Raw genomic sequence first — 21,486 nt, 5'->3', positions numbered from 1 at the left:
CTTGTTTGAGTAACGGCTCGACGGGCAATAAAAAACCCCGGGCATCGCTGCCCGGGGTTCATTCTGAGAGGTTCAGAACAACATGATTACATCATGCCGCCCATGCCACCCATGCCGCCCATACCACCAGCAGCACCTAAGTCAGGCGCGTCGCCTTTAGGCATGTCGGTTACCATGCATTCGGTCGTGATCATCAGGCCAGCTACAGATGCCGCGTACTGCAGAGCAGAACGGGTAACTTTAGTTGGGTCCAGGATACCGAAGTCGATCATGTTGCCGTATTCTTCAGTTGCTGCGTTGTAACCGTAGTTACCTTCGCCCGCTTTCACGTTGTTCGCAACTACTGATGGCTCTTCACCGGCGTTGGACACGATCTGACGCAGAGGGGCTTCCATTGCGCGAAGCGCAACTTTGATACCTACGTTCTGGTCTTCGTTCTGAGCGGTCAGGCCAGCCAGTTTAGCGGCTACACGCACCAGCGCGACACCACCACCAGCAACTACGCCTTCTTCTACCGCAGCACGGGTCGCATGCAGGGCATCGTCAACGCGTGCTTTCTTCTCTTTCATTTCAACTTCGGTCGCAGCACCAACTTTGATTACCGCAACGCCGCCTGCCAGTTTCGCTACGCGCTCCTGCAGTTTTTCACGGTCGTAATCGGAAGTTGCTTCTTCGATCTGCTTACGGATCTGACCAACACGGCCCTGAATAGCGGCTTCTTCACCCACACCGTCGATGATGGTGGTAGTGTCTTTGTTGATCACAACGCGTTTCGCCTGGCCCAGGTCTTCCAGGGTCGCTTTTTCCAGCTCCATACCAATCTCTTCAGAGATCACGGTACCGCCGGTCAGGGTAGCGATATCCTGCAGCATCGCCTTACGACGATCGCCGAAGCCAGGTGCTTTAACCGCTGCCACTTTCACGATGCCACGCATGGTGTTAACCACCAGAGTCGCCAGCGCTTCGCCTTCAACGTCTTCAGCAATGATTACCAGCGGCTTGCCTGCTTTCGCAACGGCTTCCAGCACTGGCAGCATTTCGCGGATGTTGGAGATTTTCTTGTCAGCCAGCAGGATGAACGGGCTTTCCAGCTCAACAGCGCCAGTTTCTGGCTTGTTGATGAAGTATGGGGACAGGTAACCGCGGTCGAACTGCATACCTTCAACCACATCCAGTTCGTCTTCCAGACCAGTACCGTCTTCAACGGTGATCACGCCTTCTTTACCGACTTTATCCATCGCTTCAGCGATCAGTTTACCTACGGTTTCGTCGGAGTTAGCGGAGATAGTACCAACCTGAGCAATGGCTTTAGAGTCAGAGCACGGTACGGACAGCGCTTTCAGCTCTTCAACAGCAGAGGCGACAGCTTTGTCGATACCACGTTTCAGATCCATTGGGTTCATGCCCGCAGCAACGGCTTTCAGGCCTTCGGTGATGATCGCCTGCGCCAGTACGGTCGCGGTGGTGGTACCGTCACCAGCAGCGTCGTTCGCTTTAGAGGCAACTTCTTTCACCATCTGTGCGCCCATGTTTTCGAACTTGTCTTCCAGCTCGATTTCACGTGCAACAGAAACACCATCTTTGGTGATGGTTGGCGCGCCGAAGGATTTGTCCAGCACGACGTTACGGCCTTTCGGGCCCAGAGTGACTTTCACTGCGTCTGCCAGTACGTTTACGCCGCGGAGCATTTTTACACGAGCGTCGTTACCGAATTTTACGTCTTTAGCTGCCATGTTCTTATTTCCTCAAATTCGTACAGTTTCGTGCGTTAATTACGCTTCAACAATTGCCAGAATGTCGCTCTCGGACATGATCAACACTTCTTCATTGTCGATCTTCTCGGATTTCACGCCGTAGCCATCGTTGAAAATGACGATGTCACCAACTTTAACGTCCAGTGGCTGCACAGTTCCGTTTTCCAGGATGCGGCCCTTACCGACAGCGATGATTTCGCCACGCGTTGATTTTGCTGCTGCTGAACCGGTCAGAACGATGCCGCCAGCAGACTTGGTTTCAACTTCTTTACGTTTGACGATCACACGATCATGTAACGGACGAATACTCATTGATAGCTCTCCTTTGAGAAAGTCATTATCAGTTATGGATGACGCCGGTCCGCATGCGGTTTTCCGGCTAGTGCCCTGAGAGATGGGGATAGCTTTTTACCCCTTCAAGGGGTAATCGAAAAAAAATTTGCGAAAGTGTTACCATCCACTCTCTTTTGATGGTGGCGGGACGAGGTAAATGAGTGGACTCAGGCAGGAGTTGGGGCTGGCGCAGGGCATTGGCTTACTCTCAACGTCTTTGTTAGGCACGGGCGTTTTTGCGGTTCCCGCGCTGGCGGCGTTGGTTGCCGGCAATAACAGTCTTTGGGCATGGCCGGTGCTGATCGTGCTGGTGTTTCCGGTGGCGATTGTCTTTGCCATACTCGGGCGGCACTTCCCGAGCGCAGGCGGCGTAGCGCATTTTGTCGGCATGGCGTTTGGGCCGCGAATGGAGCGCGTCACCGGCTGGCTATTTTTGTCGGTAATACCCGTTGGCCTTCCGGCAGCCCTGCATATCGCAACCGGCTTCGGACAGGCGCTGTTTGGCTGGCACGATGAACAACTGCTGCTGGCTGAACTCGGTACGCTGGCGATTATCTGGTGGGTTGGCTCACGCGGGGCCAGTTCCAGCGCCAACCTGCAAACGCTGGTCGCCGTGTTAATCGTCGCGCTGATCATCGCCATCTGGTTTGCAGGCGACATTACGGTGGCGGATATTCCTTTCCCCGCGATTAATGACATCGACCACACACAGCTTTTCGCTGCACTATCCGTCATGTTCTGGTGTTTCGTCGGTCTGGAGGCGTTCGCTCATCTGGCATCCGAGTTTAAACAGCCCGAGCGTGATTTTCCCCGCGCCCTGATGATTGGCCTGCTGCTAGCGGGCACCGTGTACTGGGCCTGTACCGTACTGGTGCTGCACTTCAACGCGTTCGGTGAAGAGAAAGCCGCCGCCGCGTCGCTGCCGGGCATCGTGGTGCAGCTGTTTGGCGTTAAAGCCCTGTGGGTAGCCTGCGTGATTGGCTATCTCGCCTGCTTTGCCAGCCTCAACATCTATATTCAGAGCTTCGCCCGGCTGGTGTGGTCTCAGGCACTTTATAAACCGGATAGCCCCCTCTCACGCCTGTCAAAGCGTCAGCTTCCGGTGAATGCGCTGAATACCGTACTGGGCTGCTGCGTGGTGAGTTCCCTGGCCATTTATCTCCTCGACATCAACCTTGACGCGCTGATTATCTACGCCAACGGTATTTTCATCATGATCTATCTGTTGTGCATGCTGGCGGGCTGTCGGCTACTGAAAGGACGCTTTAAGGCGCTGGCGGCTATCGGGTGTGTCCTGTGCCTGCTGCTGCTGGCGATGGTGGGATGGAAGAGTGTGTACGCCATCGTCATGCTGGCGGGGCTGTGGGTGTTTTTACCGAAGCGGCAAAATCCGCAGGCCCGGTGAGCGAGCGCCACCGGGCAAGAAACTTACCGATCGTCTTTATGATCTAACCGGTCGCGCTGCTCATCCTTACGCTGATATTCCCCTTCAAAGGTATCCCCCGGGCCGGTGCTGAAACCACCGCCTGGCATACGGCTGAAACGCAGATGCGGCAGCAGCTTCATGGTCAGATGCTTCTGCACCGGCGGCAACAGCAACAGCAGGCCGAGGAAGTCTGTAAAGAAGCCCGGCAGGATCAGCAGCAGGCCAGCAATAATCAGCGACACGCTTTTGATCATCTCGGCGGCCGGGCTTTCACCTGCGGCCATCTTCTGCTGCATTAACAGGAAATTTTTGAAACCCTGATTGCGCACCAGCGACATGCCGATGACGGAGGTGAAGATCACCAGAATCAGCGTCAGCAGGACGCCCAGCACATGGGCAACCTGGATGAAAATCGAAATCTCAATGTAAACATAAAGAAAGAAAGCAATAAATGGTATCCAGCGCACTGGCATCTCCTGTGTGGCAGGTGCCTTCTGGCCCCTGACTGAATGTGTTCGCGAAGCGCGTAGATAAGAAATGGTGACGGTTAGCCAAAATTCAATCGGTTTGCACGGATATTTTTTCTGGAAATATTAAAGCGGTGACATATTTCACAGATTAATAATTATCATGAAATCGGGTCGATAATAAGTGATCCAGCTTACGGCAATTCGCTATCATCAGCATATGATCTCGAACATCTGGCCGATTGAGGGAATAATCGTCGGTCATAAAATATTCAAAACCACATATCTACTGTGTGTTTAGTACAATCCATCGGCAGCTTGAAAAGAAGGTTCACATGTTAAACAACATTCGTATCGAAGAAGATTTGTTGGGTACCAGGGAAGTTCCAGCGGATGCCTACTATGGTGTTCACACTCTGAGAGCGATTGAAAACTTCTACATCAGCAACAGCAAAATCAGCGACATCCCTGAATTTGTGCGTGGCATGGTGATGGTAAAAAAAGCCGCGGCTCTGGCAAACAAAGAGCTGCAAACCATTCCTAAAAGCGCTGCAAATGCGATTATCGCCGCGTGCGATGAAGTGCTGAACAACGGCAAATGCATGGATCAGTTCCCGGTTGACGTCTATCAGGGCGGCGCAGGCACCTCCGTCAACATGAACACCAACGAAGTGCTGGCAAACATCGGCCTGGAGCTGATGGGTCATCAGAAAGGTGAATACCAGTACCTGAACCCGAACGACCACGTTAACAAATGTCAGTCCACCAACGACGCCTACCCAACCGGCTTCCGCATCGCGGTGTATGCCTCTGTCGTCAAACTGGTCGACGCGATTAATCAGCTGGGTGATGGCTTCCAGCGTAAAGCCGTTGAGTTCCAGGACATTCTGAAAATGGGTCGTACCCAGCTGCAGGACGCAGTGCCAATGACCCTCGGCCAGGAGTTCCACGCGTTTAACGTGCTGTTGAACGAAGAGACCAAAAACCTGCTGCGCACGTCCGAACTGCTGCTGGAAGTGAACCTGGGTGCTACCGCCATCGGTACACGCCTGAACACCCCGGATGGCTATCAGCAGCTGGCGGTACAGAAGCTGGCTGAAGTGTCCAACCTGCCGGTTGTGCCTGCAGAAGACCTGATTGAAGCCACCTCAGACTGCGGCGCCTACGTGATGGTGCACAGCGCATTGAAACGTCTGGCGGTGAAACTGTCCAAAATCTGTAACGACCTGCGCCTGCTCTCCTCCGGTCCGCGCGCTGGCCTGAATGAAATCAACCTGCCAGAGTTGCAGGCGGGTTCATCCATCATGCCAGCTAAAGTGAACCCGGTGGTGCCAGAAGTGGTGAACCAGGTTTGCTTCAAGGTGATTGGTAACGATACGACCGTCACCATGGCCTCCGAAGCCGGTCAGCTCCAGCTGAACGTAATGGAGCCGGTGATTGGCCAGGCGATGTTTGAATCTATCCACATTCTGACCAACGCCTGCTACAACCTGCTGGAAAAATGCATTAACGGCATCACCGCGAATAAAGAAGTGTGTGAAGGCTACGTCTATAACTCCATCGGCATCGTCACCTACCTCAACCCGTTCATTGGCCACCACAACGGCGATATCGTCGGGAAGATTTGTGCCGAAACCGGTAAGAGCGTGCGTGAGGTGGTTCTCGAGCGAGGATTGTTGACCGAAGCCGAACTGGACGATATCTTCTCCGCCCAGAACCTGATGCACCCGGCATATAAAGCGAAACGATATACCGATGAAAGCGAACAGTAACCGTTCAGGCTAAGCTTCCGAAAGGCACGTCACTTGTGACGTGCCTTTTTTCTTTATGGCCGTTACCAAAACACAACAATTCAATATCAACTTGTTAATAAGCAAGGCAGGTCTTTATGTTTGGAGCAGAACTCGTCATCGTCCTGTTGGCGATTTATTTGGGCGCACGACTCGGGGGTATCGGCATCGGCTTTGCCGGCGGTCTCGGCGTACTCGTACTTACCCTGATCTTTCAGATTAAACCCGGCGCAATCCCTTTTGACGTTATCGAAATCATCATGGCGGTTATCGCTGCCATTGCGGCCATGCAGGTTGCTGGCGGTATGGACTACCTGGTGAGCCTGGCGGAGCGTATGCTGCGTCGTCATCCAAAATACATCACCTTCCTTGCCCCACTGGTGACCTGGTTTATGACCATTCTCGCCGGTACTGGCCATACCGCTTTCTCCACGCTGCCGGTCATCACCGAAGTGGCGAAAGAGCAGGGTATTCGCCCGTCTCGCCCTCTTGCTATTGCTGTAGTCGCCTCCCAGATTGCGATCACCGCCTCGCCCATTTCCGCGGCGGTGGTCTTTTTCGCGGGTATTCTCGAGCCGATGGGCGTAAGTTATCTGACGCTGCTGGCGATCTGTATTCCGGTCACGCTGATTGCGGTAATGATCACTGCCGTGCTGTGTAACTTCCTCGGCGCCGAGCTGAAAGACGATCCGGTTTACCAGGAGCGTCTGGCAAAAGGTGAAGTGAGCCTGCGCGGTAGCCAGGTCTTTGAGCTGAAGCCGCATGCAAAACGCTCCGTGCTGCTGTTCCTGATTGGTATCGTCGCCGTGATGTTCTACGCGACCGCCATCAGCGATACGGTAGGTCTGATCCAGAACCCGGTTCTGCCGCGTAACGAAGCGATTGTGGTATTTATGCTGACCATCGCGACGCTGATCAGTATCACCTGTAAAATCGACACCAGCGAAGTGCTGAATGCCAGCACCTTCAAATCCGGTATGAGCGCCTGCGTGTGCGTGCTGGGTGTGGCGTGGCTCGGTGACACCTTCGTGAAAGCGCACATCAGCGATATCCAGACAGTTGCAGGCGACCTGCTGCACAACTATCCGTGGCTACTGGCGGTGGTGCTGTTCTTTGCCGCAACGCTGCTGTACTCCCAGGCTGCGACCACCAAAGCGCTAATGCCTGCGGCACTGATGCTGGGCGTGACGCCGCTGACGGCGATTGCCTCTTTCGCGGCGGTTTCCGCCCTGTTCGTGCTGCCAACCTACCCAACCCTGCTGGCTGCGGTTGAGATGGATGACACCGGCTCGACCCGTATCGGTAAATACGTGTTTAACCACGCGTTCCTCATCCCGGGCGTGGTGGCGATTACGCTCTGCGTGGTCCTCGGCTTTATCATCGGCGGCATTGTGCTGTAAACGGTTAGCCGTTGTAAAAATAGTTAAAAACGGGCCGCGCTGCGGCCCGTTTCATTAATGACCAATCACATGGCGTGATATAGTGAAGACTTTCGTGATGAGGAGGTCGACTCGTGAACACGCCTGATGCTGTTGTTGTACTGTGTACCGCCCCTGATGAAGCTTCTGCCCAGGATCTCGCCGCCAAAGTGCTGGCCGAAAAACTGGCTGCCTGCGTCACGCTACTTCCCGGCGCCACCTCCCTTTATTACTGGGAAGGCAAGCTGGAGCAAGAGTACGAAGTCCAGATGTTGCTCAAAACCAATCTGACCAACCAGCAGGCGCTCCTCGACTGCCTCAAGTCTCATCATCCTTACCAAACCCCGGAGCTGCTGGTGCTGCCAGTGGTCCACGGCGATAACGATTATCTCTCATGGCTCAACGCTTCTTTACGCTGATCCTGCTGCTGTGCAGCACGTCAGTTTTTGCCGGGTTGTTTGACGCGCCCGGCCGTTCGAACTTTATTCCTGCCGACCAGGCATTCGTTTTCGACTTTCAGCAAAACCAGCACGATCTCAGCCTCACCTGGCAGGTGAAAGAGGGTTACTACCTCTATCGCAAGCAGGTCAGCATCACGCCGGCAAAGGCTGACGTCGGCGCATTGCAGATGCCCGCTGGCGAATGGCACGAGGACGAGTTCTACGGTAAAAGTGAAATTTATCGCCAGCGCTTAAGCGTGCCCGTCACGGTGAATCAGGCGGATAAAGGCGCTACCCTGACGGTGACGTATCAGGGTTGCGCCGATGCGGGCTTCTGCTATCCCCCTGAAACAAAGGTCGTTCCGCTTAGCGAAGTGAAAGCGGCGGCCTCCCCTCTCCCCTCAGGGGAAATGGCCAGTGTGAGGGGTGAAGGCGAAGCCGCTTCAGACCTTCCGTTCTCAGCGCTTTGGGCGTTATTGATTGGTATCGGCATCGCCTTTACGCCCTGCGTACTGCCTATGTACCCGCTTATCTCTGGCATCGTGCTGGGCGGTAAGCAACGCCTTTCCACCGCCCGCGCGCTGTTGCTGGCCTTTATCTATGTGCAGGGCATGGCGTTAACCTATACGGCGCTCGGCCTCGTGGTCGCCGCTGCCGGGTTGCAGTTCCAGGCCGCCCTTCAGCACCCCTATGTGCTTATCGGACTGTCAGCAGTGTTTATTATGCTGGCGCTGTCGATGTTTGGCCTGTTCACTCTGCAACTGCCCTCTTCCCTGCAAACCCGTCTGACGCTAATGAGCAACCGTCAGCAGGGGGGCTCTGCGGGCGGCGTGTTCGCCATGGGTGCCATCGCCGGGCTGATTTGCTCCCCCTGCACCACCGCGCCGCTGAGCGCCATCCTGTTATACATTGCCCAGAGCGGCAACCTTTGGCTCGGCGGCGGCACACTGTACCTTTACGCGCTCGGCATGGGTCTGCCGCTGATCCTTGTGACGGTATTTGGCAATCGTCTGCTGCCGAAGAGCGGCCCGTGGATGGAGGCAGTGAAAACCGCGTTTGGTTTTGTCATTCTGGCGCTACCGGTATTCCTGCTGGAACGCATCATCGGTGATGTGTGGGGTACGCGTCTGTGGGCTATGCTCGGCGTGGCCTTCTTCAGCTGGGCATTTATCGTGAGTCTGGGTGCGAAGAAACCGTGGATGCGCCTGCTACAGATCCTTCTGCTGGCGGCCGCGCTGGTGAGCGTCCGTCCGTTACAGGACTGGGCGTTTGGCACCCCGACAGGTCAAACGCAGGCTCATCTGAATTTTATACAGATTAAAAACGTGGATGACCTTAACCGAGCCCTGGTGCAGGCGAAAGGCAAACCGGTCATGCTCGATCTCTATGCCGACTGGTGCGTGGCCTGCAAAGAGTTTGAAAAATACACCTTCAGCGATCCGCAGGTACAACATGCGCTGAGCGATACCGTTCTGCTCCAGGCGAACGTTACCGCCAACAGCGCGCAGGATAAGGCTCTGCTGAAGCAACTTAACGTGCTCGGGCTGCCTACCATCCTGTTCTTCAATGAACAGGGGGAAGAACAGCTGACGCAGCGTGTAACCGGGTTTATGGACGCGACGGCATTCAACGCGCATTTGCGCAATCGCCAACCGTAAACAACACTTTAGACGGGACAAACCGTTGGGAATAGCGGAGGAGATAACCGTGCAACGCGAAGACGTACTGGGACAAGCCCTGCAATTACTTGAGATTCAAGGGATCGCCAGCACCACGCTTGAGATGGTAGCCGACCGTATCGATTACCCTCTGGATGAACTTAAGCGCTTCTGGCCGGATAAAGAGGCGCTGCTGTATGATGCCCTGCGCTATCTCAGCCAGCAGGTGGATATCTGGCGCAGGCAACTGATGCTGAATGAAGAGCTGACCACCGAGCAAAAGCTGCTGGCACGCTATACCGCACTGACGGAGTGTGTCACCAACAACCGTTACCCAGGCTGTCTGTTTATCGCCGCCTGCACCTACTTCCCCGATCCCGGACATCCCATCCATCAACTGGCAGATCAGCAAAAACGAGCCGCGCACGAGTTCACACACGAGCTGCTGACCACACTTGAAGTGGATGATCCGGCAATGGTCGCGAAGCAGATGGAGCTGGTGCTGGAAGGTTGCCTGAGCCGCATGCTGGTGAACCGTAGCCAGGCGGATGTGGATACGGCGCACCGTCTGGCGGAAGATATTTTGCGGTTTGCGCAGTGTCGTATGGGTGGTGCACTGACCTAAGCCAGCATTCCCGTCCAGGCGGAAATAAACAAACACAGCGCCATTGCACGTTGAAATCGCACCATCGCCACGGTGGTGCGGAAAATCCGGTTCACCGCCTTCCCCAGCCACGCCCAGCACAACAAACAGACCACTGAGATCGCCAGAAACCATAGCGCCATCAGCGAAATATCCCGTAATGCATGGTCGCTTGCCGGAGCAAACAGGCTGACGACGGCCAGCGCCATCATCCAGGTTTTTGGGTTTACAACCTGTAATAACGCCGCTGCCCGCGCGGTAAATCGGACATGACGCCTGGAGGAGAGATTCGCGGCCGGGGCGCTAAACAGCTGCCAGCTCATCCAGGAAAGCCACAGCACGCCCGCCCAGCTCATCACCTGACGTATCAGCGGATACTGGCGTAACACTTCTCCTGCCCCAGCGCCAGAAACCAGAACAATAGCGCTGGCGGCAATACACCCGCCCAGGATCGCAGGAATCGTATTTTTTACGCCAAAGTGCTGACTGTTAGCCAGTACCAAAATATTGGTTGGCCCCGGTGTAATCGAGGCGACAAATGCAAACAGCAGGAAGGGTATTAAATTCACAGGTGGCTCCTTTTAGTAGAGCCATGAATGTGCCGTTATTTTCTGGAAACGTCTGGAAGGTTTGTGCACAACCGACGGTAGTGTGCCGGAGAAATACGGTACGCCCGCTGGAACCAGCGACCAAGATGGCTTTGATCGGCAAAACCTACTGCCGTCGCCACATCAACAGGCAGTTCCCCATACGCCAGCATCTGTCGGGCCTTTGCCAGGCGCAGCTGGATAAGCCAGGCGTGCGGCGCAAGGTGAAATTCGCGCTTAAAGCAGCGGGTGAGCGTAAAGCGATCCGTCCCCGTCTCCCGCGCAAGGTCTGACAGCCCCACGTTCTCGCCGATATGCGCATAGAGATAGTCGCGGGCACGATGCGCCACAGCGGAGCTTTGTAACTGCGACGGGAGTTTCTTCCGCCAGTGGCAGTGGGCTGTAATCTTAGTGAGCAGGTTATCCATTGTGCTCTGTTGTACGATCTTCATCTCATCGTTATGCAGCGAGGCAAATGTATCACCGATAGCGCGCACCAGCTGAGGCTCTCGCGTCAGCGTTTGGGCAAAGTGGAGGGTGTAACTCCCGGGAGTAGAGTCATACAGCCCTTGAAGCGTACGGGTGAGCCAGTGTTCATCCAGATAAAAGGTCAGATAAGTAAAGCCACCCTCTACCGGTGCATCACCGTCATGTATTTCACCAGGCTCAAGTAAAAAAGCATCGCCCGGCTGGCTACGGTGGCGTTCACGGCGACAGTGGAACTGCTGCGTACCGGAAAGGGTTATTCCGACCAGATAGCTATCATGCCAGTGGGGATCAAAGGCGTGTCCTTCGAAATGCGCCTTAATTGTCTCAATACCTGTTTCTGCATGCTGACGCAGCTCAAGCCAGTCGTTTGCCATACTGCCCTCCTCTTACCGTCAGCATTGCCACATCTTGCCTGAACTGTCTGAAAGATTTGTGCATTTTCAGCGCACAAACGGACAGATTGCCGCAAACTTAAGCAGTTGAACAGCTTTTCCCGAAATAATGTTGACGATCGCGCGCGATTGCGGTTTAATGCGCTCCGTTGCCCGGATAGCTCAGTCGGTAGAGCAGGGGATTGAAAATCCCCGTGTCCTTGGTTCGATTCCGAGTCCGGGCACCACTATTTAAAGAACCCAGCCTATGGCTGGGTTTTTGCTTTTCTGCGCTTATCAAAACCTTACCTAAATTTTATTCCTGTATCTCTTCCCGATGAGGTCGTGCGGCCGGCATTGCCCGGTGGCGCTGCGCTTATCGGGCCTACAAAACCCGCATGCCAGATAAGGGGAAGCCGCCATCCGGCATGTTTTTCCGCGCACAAAGCAAAAAACCCCGCACCTTCCGGTACGGGGTTCTTCCTGATTGATGCCTGGCAGTTCCCTACTCTCACATGGGGAGACCCCACACTACCATCGGCGCTACGGCGTTTCACTTCTGAGTTCGGCATGGGGTCAGGTGGGACCACCGCGCTAAAGCCGCCAGGCAAATTCTGTTAATCTGTATCAGGCTGAAAATCGTGTCTGTCTCTCTTCGCCAAAACAGCTTCGGCGTTGTAAGGTTAAGCCTCACGGTTCATTAGTATCGGTTAGCTCAACGCATCGCTGCGCTTACACACCCGACCTATCAACGTCGTCGTCTTCAACGTTCCTTCAGGAGACTTAAAGTCTCAGGGAGAACTCATCTCGGGGCAAGTTTCGTGCTTAGATGCTTTCAGCACTTATCTCTTCCGCATTTAGCTACCGGGCAGTGCCATTGGCATGACAACCCGAACACCAGTGATGCGTCCACTCCGGTCCTCTCGTACTAGGAGCAGCCCCCCTCAATTCTCCAGCGCCCACGGCAGATAGGGACCGAACTGTCTCACGACGTTCTAAACCCAGCTCGCGTACCACTTTAAATGGCGAACAGCCATACCCTTGGGACCTACTTCAGCCCCAGGATGTGATGAGCCGACATCGAGGTGCCAAACACCGCCGTCGATATGAACTCTTGGGCGGTATCAGCCTGTTATCCCCGGAGTACCTTTTATCCGTTGAGCGATGGCCCTTCCATTCAGAACCACCGGATCACTATGACCTGCTTTCGCACCTGCTCGCGCCGTCACGCTCGCAGTCAAGCTGGCTTATGCCATTGCACTAACCTCCTGATGTCCGACCAGGATTAGCCAACCTTCGTGCTCCTCCGTTACTCTTTGGGAGGAGACCGCCCCAGTCAAACTACCCACCAGACACTGTCCGCAACCCGGATTACGGGTCTACGTTAGAACACCAGCCATTAAAGGGTGGTATTTCAAGGTTGGCTCCACGCAGACTGGCGTCCACGCTTCAAAGCCTCCCACCTATCCTACACATCAAGGACCAGTGTTCAGTGTCAAGCTATAGTAAAGGTTCACGGGGTCTTTCCGTCTTGCCGCGGGTACACTGCATCTTCACAGCGAGTTCAATTTCACTGAGTCTCGGGTGGAGACAGCCTGGCCATCATTACGCCATTCGTGCAGGTCGGAACTTACCCGACAAGGAATTTCGCTACCTTAGGACCGTTATAGTTACGGCCGCCGTTTACCGGGGCTTCGATCAAGAGCTTCGCGTTGCCGCTAACCCCATCAATTAACCTTCCGGCACCGGGCAGGCGTCACACCGTATACGTCCACTTTCGTGTTTGCACAGTGCTGTGTTTTTAATAAACAGTTGCAGCCAGCTGGTATCTTCGACTGATTTCAGCTCCGTCCGCAGGGACTTCACCTACATATCAGCGTGCCTTCTCCCGAAGTTACGGCACCATTTTGCCTAGTTCCTTCACCCGAGTTCTCTCAAGCGCCTTGGTATTCTCTACCTGACCACCTGTGTCGGTTTGGGGTACGATTTCGTGTTACCTGATGCTTAGAGGCTTTTCCTGGAAGCAGGGCATTTATCACTTCAGCACCGTAGTGCCTCGTCATCACACCTCAGCGTTAACAAGGTACCGGATTTACCTGGAACCTCCGCCTACATGCTTAAACCGGGACAACCGTCGCCCGGCTGACATAGCCTTCTCCGTCCCCCCTTCGCAGTAACACCAAGTACAGGAATATTAACCTGTTTCCCATCGACTACGCCTTTCGGCCTCGCCTTAGGGGTCGACTCACCCTGCCCCGATTAACGTTGGACAGGAACCCTTGGTCTTCCGGCGAGCGGGCTTTTCACCCGCTTTATCGTTACTTATGTCAGCATTCGCACTTCTGATACCTCCAGCACCCCTCACAGGACACCTTCAACGGCTTACAGAACGCTCCCCTACCCAACAACACATAGTGTCGCTGCCGCAGCTTCGGTGCATGGTTTAGCCCCGTTACATCTTCCGCGCAGGCCGACTCGACCAGTGAGCTATTACGCTTTCTTTAAATGATGGCTGCTTCTAAGCCAACATCCTGGCTGTCTGTGCCTTCCCACATCGTTTCCCACTTAACCATGACTTTGGGACCTTAGCTGGCGGTCTGGGTTGTTTCCCTCTTCACGACGGACGTTAGCACCCGCCGTGTGTCTCCCGTGATAACATTCTTCGGTATTCGTAGTTTGCATCGGGTTGGTAAGCCGGGATGGCCCCCTAGCCGAAACAGTGCTCTACCCCCGAAGATGAGTTCACGAGGCGCTACCTAAATAGCTTTCGGGGAGAACCAGCTATCTCCCGGTTTGATTGGCCTTTCACCCCCAGCCACAGGTCATCCGCTAATTTTTCAACATTAGTCGGTTCGGTCCTCCAGTTAGTGTTACCCAACCTTCAACCTGCCCATGGCTAGATCACCGGGTTTCGGGTCTATACCCTGCAACTTAACGCCCAGTTAAGACTCGGTTTCCCTTCGGCTCCCCTATACGGTTAACCTTGCTACAGAATATAAGTCGCTGACCCATTATACAAAAGGTACGCAGTCACCCCATAAAGAGGCTCCCACTGCTTGTACGTACACGGTTTCAGGTTCTTTTTCACTCCCCTCGCCGGGGTTCTTTTCGCCTTTCCCTCACGGTACTGGTTCACTATCGGTCAGTCAGGAGTATTTAGCCTTGGAGGATGGTCCCCCCATATTCAGACAGGATACCACGTGTCCCGCCCTACTCTTCGAGTTCACAGCATGTGTGCTTTCGTGTACGGGACTATCACCCTGTACCGTCGGACTTTCCAGACCGTTCCACTAACACACAAGCTGATTCAGACTCCGGGCTGCTCCCCGTTCGCTCGCCGCTACTGGGGGAATCTCGGTTGATTTCTTTTCCTCGGGGTACTTAGATGTTTCAGTTCCCCCGGTTCGCCTCGTTAACCTATGTATTCAGTTAACGATAGTGCAACGGATTGCACTGGGTTTCCCCATTCGGACATCGCCGGGTCAAAGGTTCATATCACCTCGCCGGCGCTTTTCGCAGATTAGCACGTCCTTCATCGCCTCTGACTGCCAGGGCATCCACCGTGTACGCTTAGTCGCTTAACCTCACAACCCGAAGATGTTTCACTTCATGATTGCGAAAATTTGAGAGACTCGAACACACATGAGCTGTGTGTCGTTTCAATTTTCAGCTTGATCCAGATTTTTAAAGAGCAAATATCTCAAACATGACTCGCAAGTCAGTTTTGAGATATGACGGCAGGTGACTTTCACTCACGAACCAGCAAGTGGCGTCCCCTAGGGGATTCGAACCCCTGTTACCGCCGTGAAAGGGCGGTGTCCTGGGCCTCTAGACGAAGGGGACGTACAGTCTCAATCGCAAGACGCCTTGCTATTTACTTTTCATCAGACAATCTGTGTGGACACTACAAAGGCAGGTTCTTTAAGGTAAGGAGGTGATCCAACCGCAGGTTCCCCTACGGTTACCTTGTTACGACTTCACCCCAGTCATGAATCACAAAGTGGTAAGCGCCCTCCCGAAGGTTAAGCTACCTACTTCTTTTGCAACCCACTCCCATGGTGTGACGGGCGGTGTGTACAAGGCCCGGGAACGTATTCACCGTGGCATTCTGATCCACGATTACTAGCGATTCCGACTTCATGGAGTCGAGTTGCAGACTCCAATCCGGACTACGACGCACTTTATGAGGTCCGCTTGCTCTCGCGAGGTCGCTTCTCTTTGTATGCGCCATTGTAGCACGTGTGTAGCCCTACTCGTAAGGGCCATGATGACTTGACGTCATCCCCACCTTCCTCCAGTTTATCACTGGCAGTCTCCTTTGAGTTCCCGGCCGGACCGCTGGCAACAAAGGATAAGGGTTGCGCTCGTTGCGGGACTTAACCCAACATTTCACAACACGAGCTGACGACAGCCATGCAGCACCTGTCTCAGAGTTCCCGAAGGCACCAATCCATCTCTGGAAAGTTCTCTGGATGTCAAGAGTAGGTAAGGTTCTTCGCGTTGCATCGAATTAAACCACATGCTCCACCGCTTGTGCGGGCCCCCGTCAATTCATTTGAGTTTTAACCTTGCGGCCGTACTCCCCAGGCGGTCGACTTAACGCGTTAGCTCCGGAAGCCACGCCTCAAGGGCACAACCTCCAAGTCGACATCGTTTACGGCGTGGACTACCAGGGTATCTAATCCTGTTTGCTCCCCACGCTTTCGCACCTGAGCGTCAGTCTTTGTCCAGGGGGCCGCCTTCGCCACCGGTATTCCTCCAGATCTCTACGCATTTCACCGCTACACCTGGAATTCTACCCCCCTCTACAAGACTCTAGCCTGCCAGTTTCGAATGCAGTTCCCAGGTTGAGCCCGGGGATTTCACATCCGACTTGACAGACCGCCTGCGTGCGCTTTACGCCCAGTAATTCCGATTAACGCTTGCACCCTCCGTATTACCGCGGCTGCTGGCACGGAGTTAGCCGGTGCTTCTTCTGCGGGTAACGTCAATCGACAGGGTTATTAACCCTGTCGCCTTCCTCCCCGCTGAAAGTACTTTACAACCCGAAGGCCTTCTTCATACACGCGGCATGGCTGCATCAGGCTTGCGCCCATTGTGCAATATTCCCCACTGCTGCCTCCCGTAGGAGTCTGGACCGTGTCTCAGTTCCAGTGTGGCTGGTCATCCTCTCAGACCAGCTAGGGATCGTCGCCTAGGTGAGCCGTTACCCCACCTACTAGCTAATCCCATCTGGGCACATCCGATGGCAAGAGGCCCGAAGGTCCCCCTCTTTGGTCTTGCGACGTTATGCGGTATTAGCTACCGTTTCCAGTAGTTATCCCCCTCCATCAGGCAGTTTCCCAGACATTACTCACCCGTCCGCCACTCGTCAGCAAAGCAGCAAGCTGCTTCCTGTTACCGTTCGACTTGCATGTGTTAGGCCTGCCGCCAGCGTTCAATCTGAGCCATGATCAAACTCTTCAATTTAAAAGTTTGATGCTCAATGAATTAAACTTCGTAATGAATTACGTGTTCACTCGTTGAGACTTGGTATTCATTTAGTGTCCGAGGACATTAAGAATCCATGTCACTTTGAGTGCCCACACAGATTGTCTGATAAATTGTTAAAGAGCAGTTGCGACGCGCTTCAGCGCTCTGTCGCGAGGTGGCGTATATTACGCTTTCCTCTTTCAGAGTCAACCCGTTATTTCAGGATTTTTTCTCTTCAACCGACCGGGTTGTCTGTGAAGTGATTCACATCCGCCGTGTCGATGGAGGCGCATTATAGGGAGTTCCCGAGCGACCGCAACAGAAAAGTTGCAAAAAAATGACTGACTGCTGTATTCCCCAGCAAAACCCCGCCTTATACCCTTTTACGCACAGAGTTATCCACAATCCATTGACGATCCCGGTGCGATCCCGCTAATTGAACACTATACTAGCGGCAAATATTCCTCTCGCAGACCAACCTGATGACGACACAACGACTTCAACGTGACTGGCATATCCCAACCGCCGGGCTCGCCGTGCTGGTGTTACTTATGGCAGGTTTCGCACTGCATACGCACTGGAATGCATTTATTCAGTGGTGCCTCGCCGCTCAGATCACCCTGCACCGTTATCTGGTGATGTATTTGCTGCAACTTAATAATCATCAGTACAGCGGTGGGTTGTGGTTGTTAACCGGTGCGTTTCTTTATGGTGTACTCCATGCCGTTGGACCAGGACACGGCAAATTTATCGTCGCCACGTATCTCAGCACCAATAAAGAGAGCCAGCTCGCGGCGCGCGTCGTACCGTTTATCGGTAGCCTGATGCAGGGCGTCAGCGCGATCCTCTTTGTCTTTATCCTGGCGGTTGGATTGAACCTCGCATCAGGAGATATCAGTACCAGCCGTTGGTACGTCGAGAAAATCAGCGCCTTACTGATTGCCGCCTTCGGTGCGTTTATCATTTATCAGGCGCTCAGCAGCCTGCGTCCGCGCAAAATGGCGATTAGCGCCATCAAGCCGCATCATCAGCATAATGAACACTGTGGCTGCGGCCATCACGGCGTAGGGGTGGATCTGGCTAAAAGCGACTGGAAAACCCGTCTGGGCGTGGTGCTGGCCATTGGCGCACGCCCGTGCAGCGGAGCAATTATGATCCTGATGTTCTCGAATGCGCTCGGCATTATTAGCTGGGGAATTGCTGCTGTGATGACAATGTCGCTGGGCACGGCGCTGTCGATTATGGGGCTGTCGCTGGCAGTACGTTACGCGCGTGAACGCACAGTAGCCTGGTTTAGTGGCGGCACTTCCCTGAACTGGGTAATGCCGATGGTCAAAATAGCCGGAGGAGTTGTTCTGATATTGTTCGCAACTATCCTCTTCCTGACGGTGATCCCCGTCAGCGTCAGCGGCGACTATATCGCCGCAGGATGCTAATAAAAGAAAACCCGCCAGCGGCGGGTTTTTTATCACTCGTTAATTCGCGGATGCTGGTCAACCAGGCGAGAACGTTTTTTCTGAAGCTCTTCAATCTCTGCGTCAATATCTTCAATCTTCTGCTCTACGTTATCGTAGTGCTCGCGCAGGATCTCCTTCGCTTCCTGAATATCGGACGCCGCAGGCGTTGCCCCTTTCAGTGGACGGTTCGCCGTCTCCTTCATAGTAATACCGGTAATCAGGCCAATCACCGCAATAACCATCAGATAGTAAGCAGGCATCATCAGGTTCTGCGTGCTCTCCACCAGTGAAGCAGCAAGCGTCGGCGTCAGGCCCGCAATCAGAACGGAGATATTAAAGGCTGCCGCCAGCGCACTGTAGCGAATATGCGTCGGGAACATTGCCGGTAGCGTAGAAGCCATCACCCCGATAAAGCAGTTGAGGATCACCGCCAGCATCAGCAGACCGGCGAAAATCAGCCCCAGCACATTGCTGTTAATCAGAATAAAGGCCGGGATTGCCAGCGCGAACAGCGCGACGCTACCGAGAATAATGAATGGCTTACGGCCAAAGCGGTCGCTCAGCAGACCCATAATCGGCTGCACGAACAGCATGCCTACCATGATGGCGATAATAATCAGCACACCGTGGTCTTCCGAGTAGTGCAGGTTATGCGACAGATAGCTCGGCATGTATGTCAGCAGCATGTAATAGGTCACGTTGGTGGAAATCACCAGACCGATACAGGTCAGCAGGCTGCGCCAGTGTTTGGTCGCAATCTCCTTGAACGACACTTTCGGGCCATCCTGCAACCCTTCACGGTCGCCCTGCTCCAGCTTTTCAACGTGCTGCTGGAACGCAGGCGTCTCTTCCAGGGCGTGACGCAGGTAAAGACCGATGATGCCAAGCGGCAGCGCCAGGAAGAACGGAATACGCCAGCCCCAGTCGAGGAAGTTCTCTTCACCCACTACGGTTGAAATCAGAACCACAACTCCCGCGCCCATGACAAACCCGGCAATCGAACCAAAGTCGAGCCAGCTGCCCATAAAACCGCGTTTTCGATCCGGAGAATACTCAGCGACAAAAATCGATGCACCGGTATATTCGCCGCCAACGGAGAAGCCCTGCGCCATCTTACAGATCAACAGTAGGATCGGTGCCCATATACCAATGGTCGCATAGGACGGAATAAGGCCGATACAGAATGTACTTATCGACATGATGACAATAGTAATAGCCAGGATCTTCTGGCGACCATATTTATCACCCAGCATGCCGAAGAACAGGCCACCGAGAGGGCGAATAAGGAAGGGAACAGAGAACGTACCCAGCGCGGCAATCATCTGCAAGCTGGGATCGGCACCGGGGAAGAACACTTTACCAAGCGCATAGGCAACAAAGCCGTAGACACCAAAATCGAACCACTCCATCGCATTACCGAGCGAGGCCGCCGTAATCGCTTTGCGCAGTTTCGCGTCATCAATAATGGTGACATCGCGCAGCGTGATGGGTTTTACTTTTTTCCTTCTAAGCATAGCTTTCCTCGTAGACTCAGCCCCGTCCGTTTCACAGCGCATTTGCAAGCTGTGAACCAGAGATCCGCTCCATGCGAATCTCCTTATTCAAGCGTAGCAGGTTTACTTACATTGACGTTTTACCGCAATACAACCGAACCTGTTGACGCCTGTCTGGGCAGTTAAAGACCTTTTTACCCTACCAGCGTTTATATATGTGATCAACTTCACATATATTTTTCCGGTTCGTAAGTTGGCTTCAGGTTTTGTCAATTCACGATAAATAAGGTCATTCTCACCCCCTTTATCAAGCACATCTTAACACCCGTTATTATTCCTCTTAAAACAAAAAACAATCACATTTCTTCACATCGAATTTACACAAAATTTAATTATTAACAGCGGGCATTCCTGTTTACATTCAATATGCGACGCAGATAACTAAAACATTGTTTTATTTTCATTGAATCGCAATTCCAAAGATCGCATGATAAACCCGAACACAATATCCCAGCGGCTTTCAAATGAAGGAATGCTAAGCACCTGAATTTCGCTTTACAGCATAAGTAACGAATCGATTGGTCTTCAAAAAAGGCAATCATTTGAATTTGTTTATCTATTTTTTGAGATTTCCGCCAGCCACGCGGGCGAGATGTGAGGGTTAATGATGAAGATTAAAGCAACAATAGAACGCATCCCGGGCGGGATGATGCTGGTCCCGCTGGTACTTGGCGCGATATTAAATACGCTGGCCCCGAATACCGGTGCTTATTTTGGCGGTTTTACAAAAGGTATGATCACTGGAACGGTGCCGATTCTGGCAGTCTGGTTCTTTTGCATCGGCGCATCTATTAATTTACGTGCAACTGGTACGGTATTAAGTAAATCAGGGACGCTGGTCATTACTAAAATTGCGGTCGCCTGGGTCGTTGCCATGATCTGCGCGATGTTCATTCCGGAGAATGGCATACAGACCGGATTCTTCGCCGGATTATCCGTTCTGGCCATTGTTTCAGCAATGGATATGACCAACGGCGGTCTCTATGCCAGCCTGATGAATCAATATGGCACCAAAGAAGAATCAGGCGCGTTCGTGCTGATGTCCCTGGAGTCGGGTCCGCTAATGACCATGCTGATTCTGGGTTCCGCCGGCCTTGCCTCCTTTGAACCCCACCATTTTGTCGGGGCGATCCTGCCGTTCCTGATTGGTTTTGCGCTAGGCAACCTCGATCACGATCTGCGCGATTTCTTCAGCAAAGCCACCCCGGTACTGATCCCGTTCTTCGGCTTCGCGTTGGGCAATACCATCAATCTGAACGTGATTCTGGAAACCGGCCTACTGGGTATTGTGCTGGGTGTTGCCGTCATCGTCATCACGGGTATTCCGCTAATTATTGCAGACCGCGTCATCGGGGGCGGTAACGGAACCGCAGGTGTGGCCGCCTCGTCGGCCGCAGGCGCTGCGGTAGCTAACCCGGTGATTATCGCCCAGATTAACCCGGCCTTTGAACCGGTGGCGGCTTCCGCCACGGCCCTGGTTGCCGCCAGCGTGATTGTGACGGCGATTCTGGTCCCGATCATCACGGCGCTGTACGCCAGACGTTTTGGACAGGTTCCGGAAACCCAGGCAGAGCCAAAAGCGGTAGAAATGCACCACTAAGCCGTTCGCCCCCTCCTTAAAAAGAGGG

Annotated in this window: 14 protein-coding genes, 2 tRNA genes and 3 rRNA genes; 9 read left to right on the top strand and 10 right to left on the bottom strand. The window is 53.7% G+C overall.

Features of this window, described 5'->3' with window-relative positions:
* Nucleotides 1-86 precede the first annotated feature (86 nt).
* Both groL and ACQG1K_RS01895 read right to left on the bottom strand, forming a co-directional pair.
* Nucleotides 87-1,733: a chaperonin GroEL gene (gene groL / locus ACQG1K_RS01900; RefSeq protein WP_006810416.1), complete on the bottom strand. Its 1,647-nt coding sequence runs from the start codon at nt 1,731-1,733 to the stop codon at nt 87-89.
* Between the two features lie 39 nt (nt 1,734-1,772).
* Nucleotides 1,773-2,066: a co-chaperone GroES gene (locus ACQG1K_RS01895; protein ID WP_003855929.1), complete on the bottom strand. Its 294-nt coding sequence runs from the start codon at nt 2,064-2,066 to the stop codon at nt 1,773-1,775.
* 178 nt (nt 2,067-2,244) lie between these two features.
* On the opposite strand from ACQG1K_RS01895, the gene yjeH reads away from it, so the two are divergent.
* On the top strand, nt 2,245-3,492 hold the full coding sequence (gene yjeH, locus ACQG1K_RS01890; protein WP_022646799.1) for an L-methionine/branched-chain amino acid transporter: 1,248 nt from the start codon (nt 2,245-2,247) through the stop codon (nt 3,490-3,492).
* A gap of 23 nt (nt 3,493-3,515) precedes the next feature.
* Here yjeH and ACQG1K_RS01885 read toward each other — a convergent pair whose 3' ends face one another.
* Nucleotides 3,516-3,980 (bottom strand): FxsA family protein, encoded by a 465-nt coding sequence (locus ACQG1K_RS01885; protein WP_003855925.1) that lies wholly within the window; start codon nt 3,978-3,980, stop codon nt 3,516-3,518.
* A gap of 335 nt (nt 3,981-4,315) precedes the next feature.
* Here ACQG1K_RS01885 and aspA point away from each other — a divergent pair, with 335 nt between their 5' ends.
* The 5 genes from aspA (at nt 4,316) to ACQG1K_RS01860 (ending at nt 9,911) form a co-directional block, all read left to right on the top strand.
* Nucleotides 4,316-5,752 (top strand): aspartate ammonia-lyase, encoded by a 1,437-nt coding sequence (gene aspA, locus ACQG1K_RS01880; protein ID WP_003855923.1) that lies wholly within the window; start codon nt 4,316-4,318, stop codon nt 5,750-5,752.
* A 116-nt stretch (nt 5,753-5,868) separates the two neighbouring features.
* Complete coding sequence (locus tag ACQG1K_RS01875; RefSeq protein ID WP_367075385.1) at nt 5,869-7,170, top strand: anaerobic C4-dicarboxylate transporter; 1,302 nt, start codon at nt 5,869-5,871, stop codon at nt 7,168-7,170.
* Between the two features lie 113 nt (nt 7,171-7,283).
* Nucleotides 7,284-7,607, top strand: a complete 324-nt coding sequence (gene cutA / locus ACQG1K_RS01870; protein WP_003855908.1) for a divalent cation tolerance protein CutA — start codon at nt 7,284-7,286, stop codon at nt 7,605-7,607.
* Nucleotides 7,583-9,286, top strand: a complete 1,704-nt coding sequence (locus ACQG1K_RS01865; protein ID WP_367075383.1) for a protein-disulfide reductase DsbD — start codon at nt 7,583-7,585, stop codon at nt 9,284-9,286. Before cutA ends, ACQG1K_RS01865 begins: the two co-directional genes overlap by 25 nt.
* Before the next feature lie 49 nt (nt 9,287-9,335).
* Complete coding sequence (locus ACQG1K_RS01860; RefSeq protein WP_022646797.1) at nt 9,336-9,911, top strand: transcriptional regulator; 576 nt, start codon at nt 9,336-9,338, stop codon at nt 9,909-9,911.
* Here ACQG1K_RS01860 and ACQG1K_RS01855 read toward each other — a convergent pair.
* Together ACQG1K_RS01855 and ACQG1K_RS01850 are read right to left on the bottom strand one after the other, a co-directional pair.
* Nucleotides 9,908-10,498 (bottom strand): LysE family translocator, encoded by a 591-nt coding sequence (locus tag ACQG1K_RS01855; protein WP_023299118.1) that lies wholly within the window; start codon nt 10,496-10,498, stop codon nt 9,908-9,910. The genes ACQG1K_RS01860 and ACQG1K_RS01855 overlap by 4 nt on opposite strands.
* 35 nt (nt 10,499-10,533) lie before the next feature.
* The gene (locus ACQG1K_RS01850; RefSeq protein ID WP_023299117.1) at nt 10,534-11,379 is read right to left on the bottom strand and encodes an AraC family transcriptional regulator; all 846 of its coding nucleotides are present in this window, start codon (nt 11,377-11,379) and stop codon (nt 10,534-10,536) included.
* A gap of 169 nt (nt 11,380-11,548) precedes the next feature.
* Between ACQG1K_RS01850 and ACQG1K_RS01845 the strand changes: the two genes are divergently transcribed.
* Nucleotides 11,549-11,624 (top strand) — tRNA-Phe (locus ACQG1K_RS01845).
* 244 nt (nt 11,625-11,868) lie between these two features.
* Here ACQG1K_RS01845 and rrf read toward each other — a convergent pair.
* The 4 genes from rrf to ACQG1K_RS01825 all read right to left on the bottom strand — a co-directional run bounded on the left by rrf (nt 11,869) and on the right by ACQG1K_RS01825 (nt 16,845).
* Nucleotides 11,869-11,984: ribosomal RNA gene (gene rrf / locus ACQG1K_RS01840) — 5S ribosomal RNA — on the bottom strand.
* Nucleotides 11,985-12,055: 71 nt separating this feature from the next.
* Nucleotides 12,056-14,960: ribosomal RNA gene (locus tag ACQG1K_RS01835) — 23S ribosomal RNA — on the bottom strand.
* A gap of 183 nt (nt 14,961-15,143) precedes the next feature.
* Nucleotides 15,144-15,219: transfer RNA gene (locus ACQG1K_RS01830), tRNA-Glu, on the bottom strand.
* 84 nt (nt 15,220-15,303) lie between these two features.
* Nucleotides 15,304-16,845 (bottom strand): 16S ribosomal RNA (locus tag ACQG1K_RS01825).
* Together the 16S, 23S and 5S rRNA genes with 1 tRNA gene alongside form the textbook arrangement of a ribosomal RNA operon.
* A gap of 485 nt (nt 16,846-17,330) precedes the next feature.
* Between ACQG1K_RS01825 and ACQG1K_RS01820 the strand changes: the two genes are divergently transcribed.
* Complete coding sequence (locus tag ACQG1K_RS01820) at nt 17,331-18,284, top strand: nickel/cobalt transporter (RefSeq protein ID WP_367076545.1); 954 nt, start codon at nt 17,331-17,333, stop codon at nt 18,282-18,284.
* Nucleotides 18,285-18,316: 32 nt separating this feature from the next.
* Here ACQG1K_RS01820 and proP read toward each other — a convergent pair whose 3' ends face one another.
* Nucleotides 18,317-19,819 (bottom strand): glycine betaine/L-proline transporter ProP, encoded by a 1,503-nt coding sequence (proP, locus tag ACQG1K_RS01815; protein ID WP_022646793.1) that lies wholly within the window; start codon nt 19,817-19,819, stop codon nt 18,317-18,319.
* Nucleotides 19,820-20,465: 646 nt separating this feature from the next.
* On the opposite strand from proP, the gene kdgT reads away from it, so the two are divergent.
* Complete coding sequence (kdgT, locus tag ACQG1K_RS01810; protein ID WP_367076547.1) at nt 20,466-21,458, top strand: 2-keto-3-deoxygluconate transporter; 993 nt, start codon at nt 20,466-20,468, stop codon at nt 21,456-21,458.
* Nucleotides 21,459-21,486 lie beyond the last annotated feature (28 nt).

This window comes from Enterobacter cloacae complex sp. 402C9, from assembly GCF_050030745.1.
GTDB classification, from domain to species: Bacteria; Pseudomonadota; Gammaproteobacteria; order Enterobacterales; family Enterobacteriaceae; genus Enterobacter; species Enterobacter intestinihominis.
This window is presented reverse-complemented; position numbering and strand designations above follow the sequence as displayed.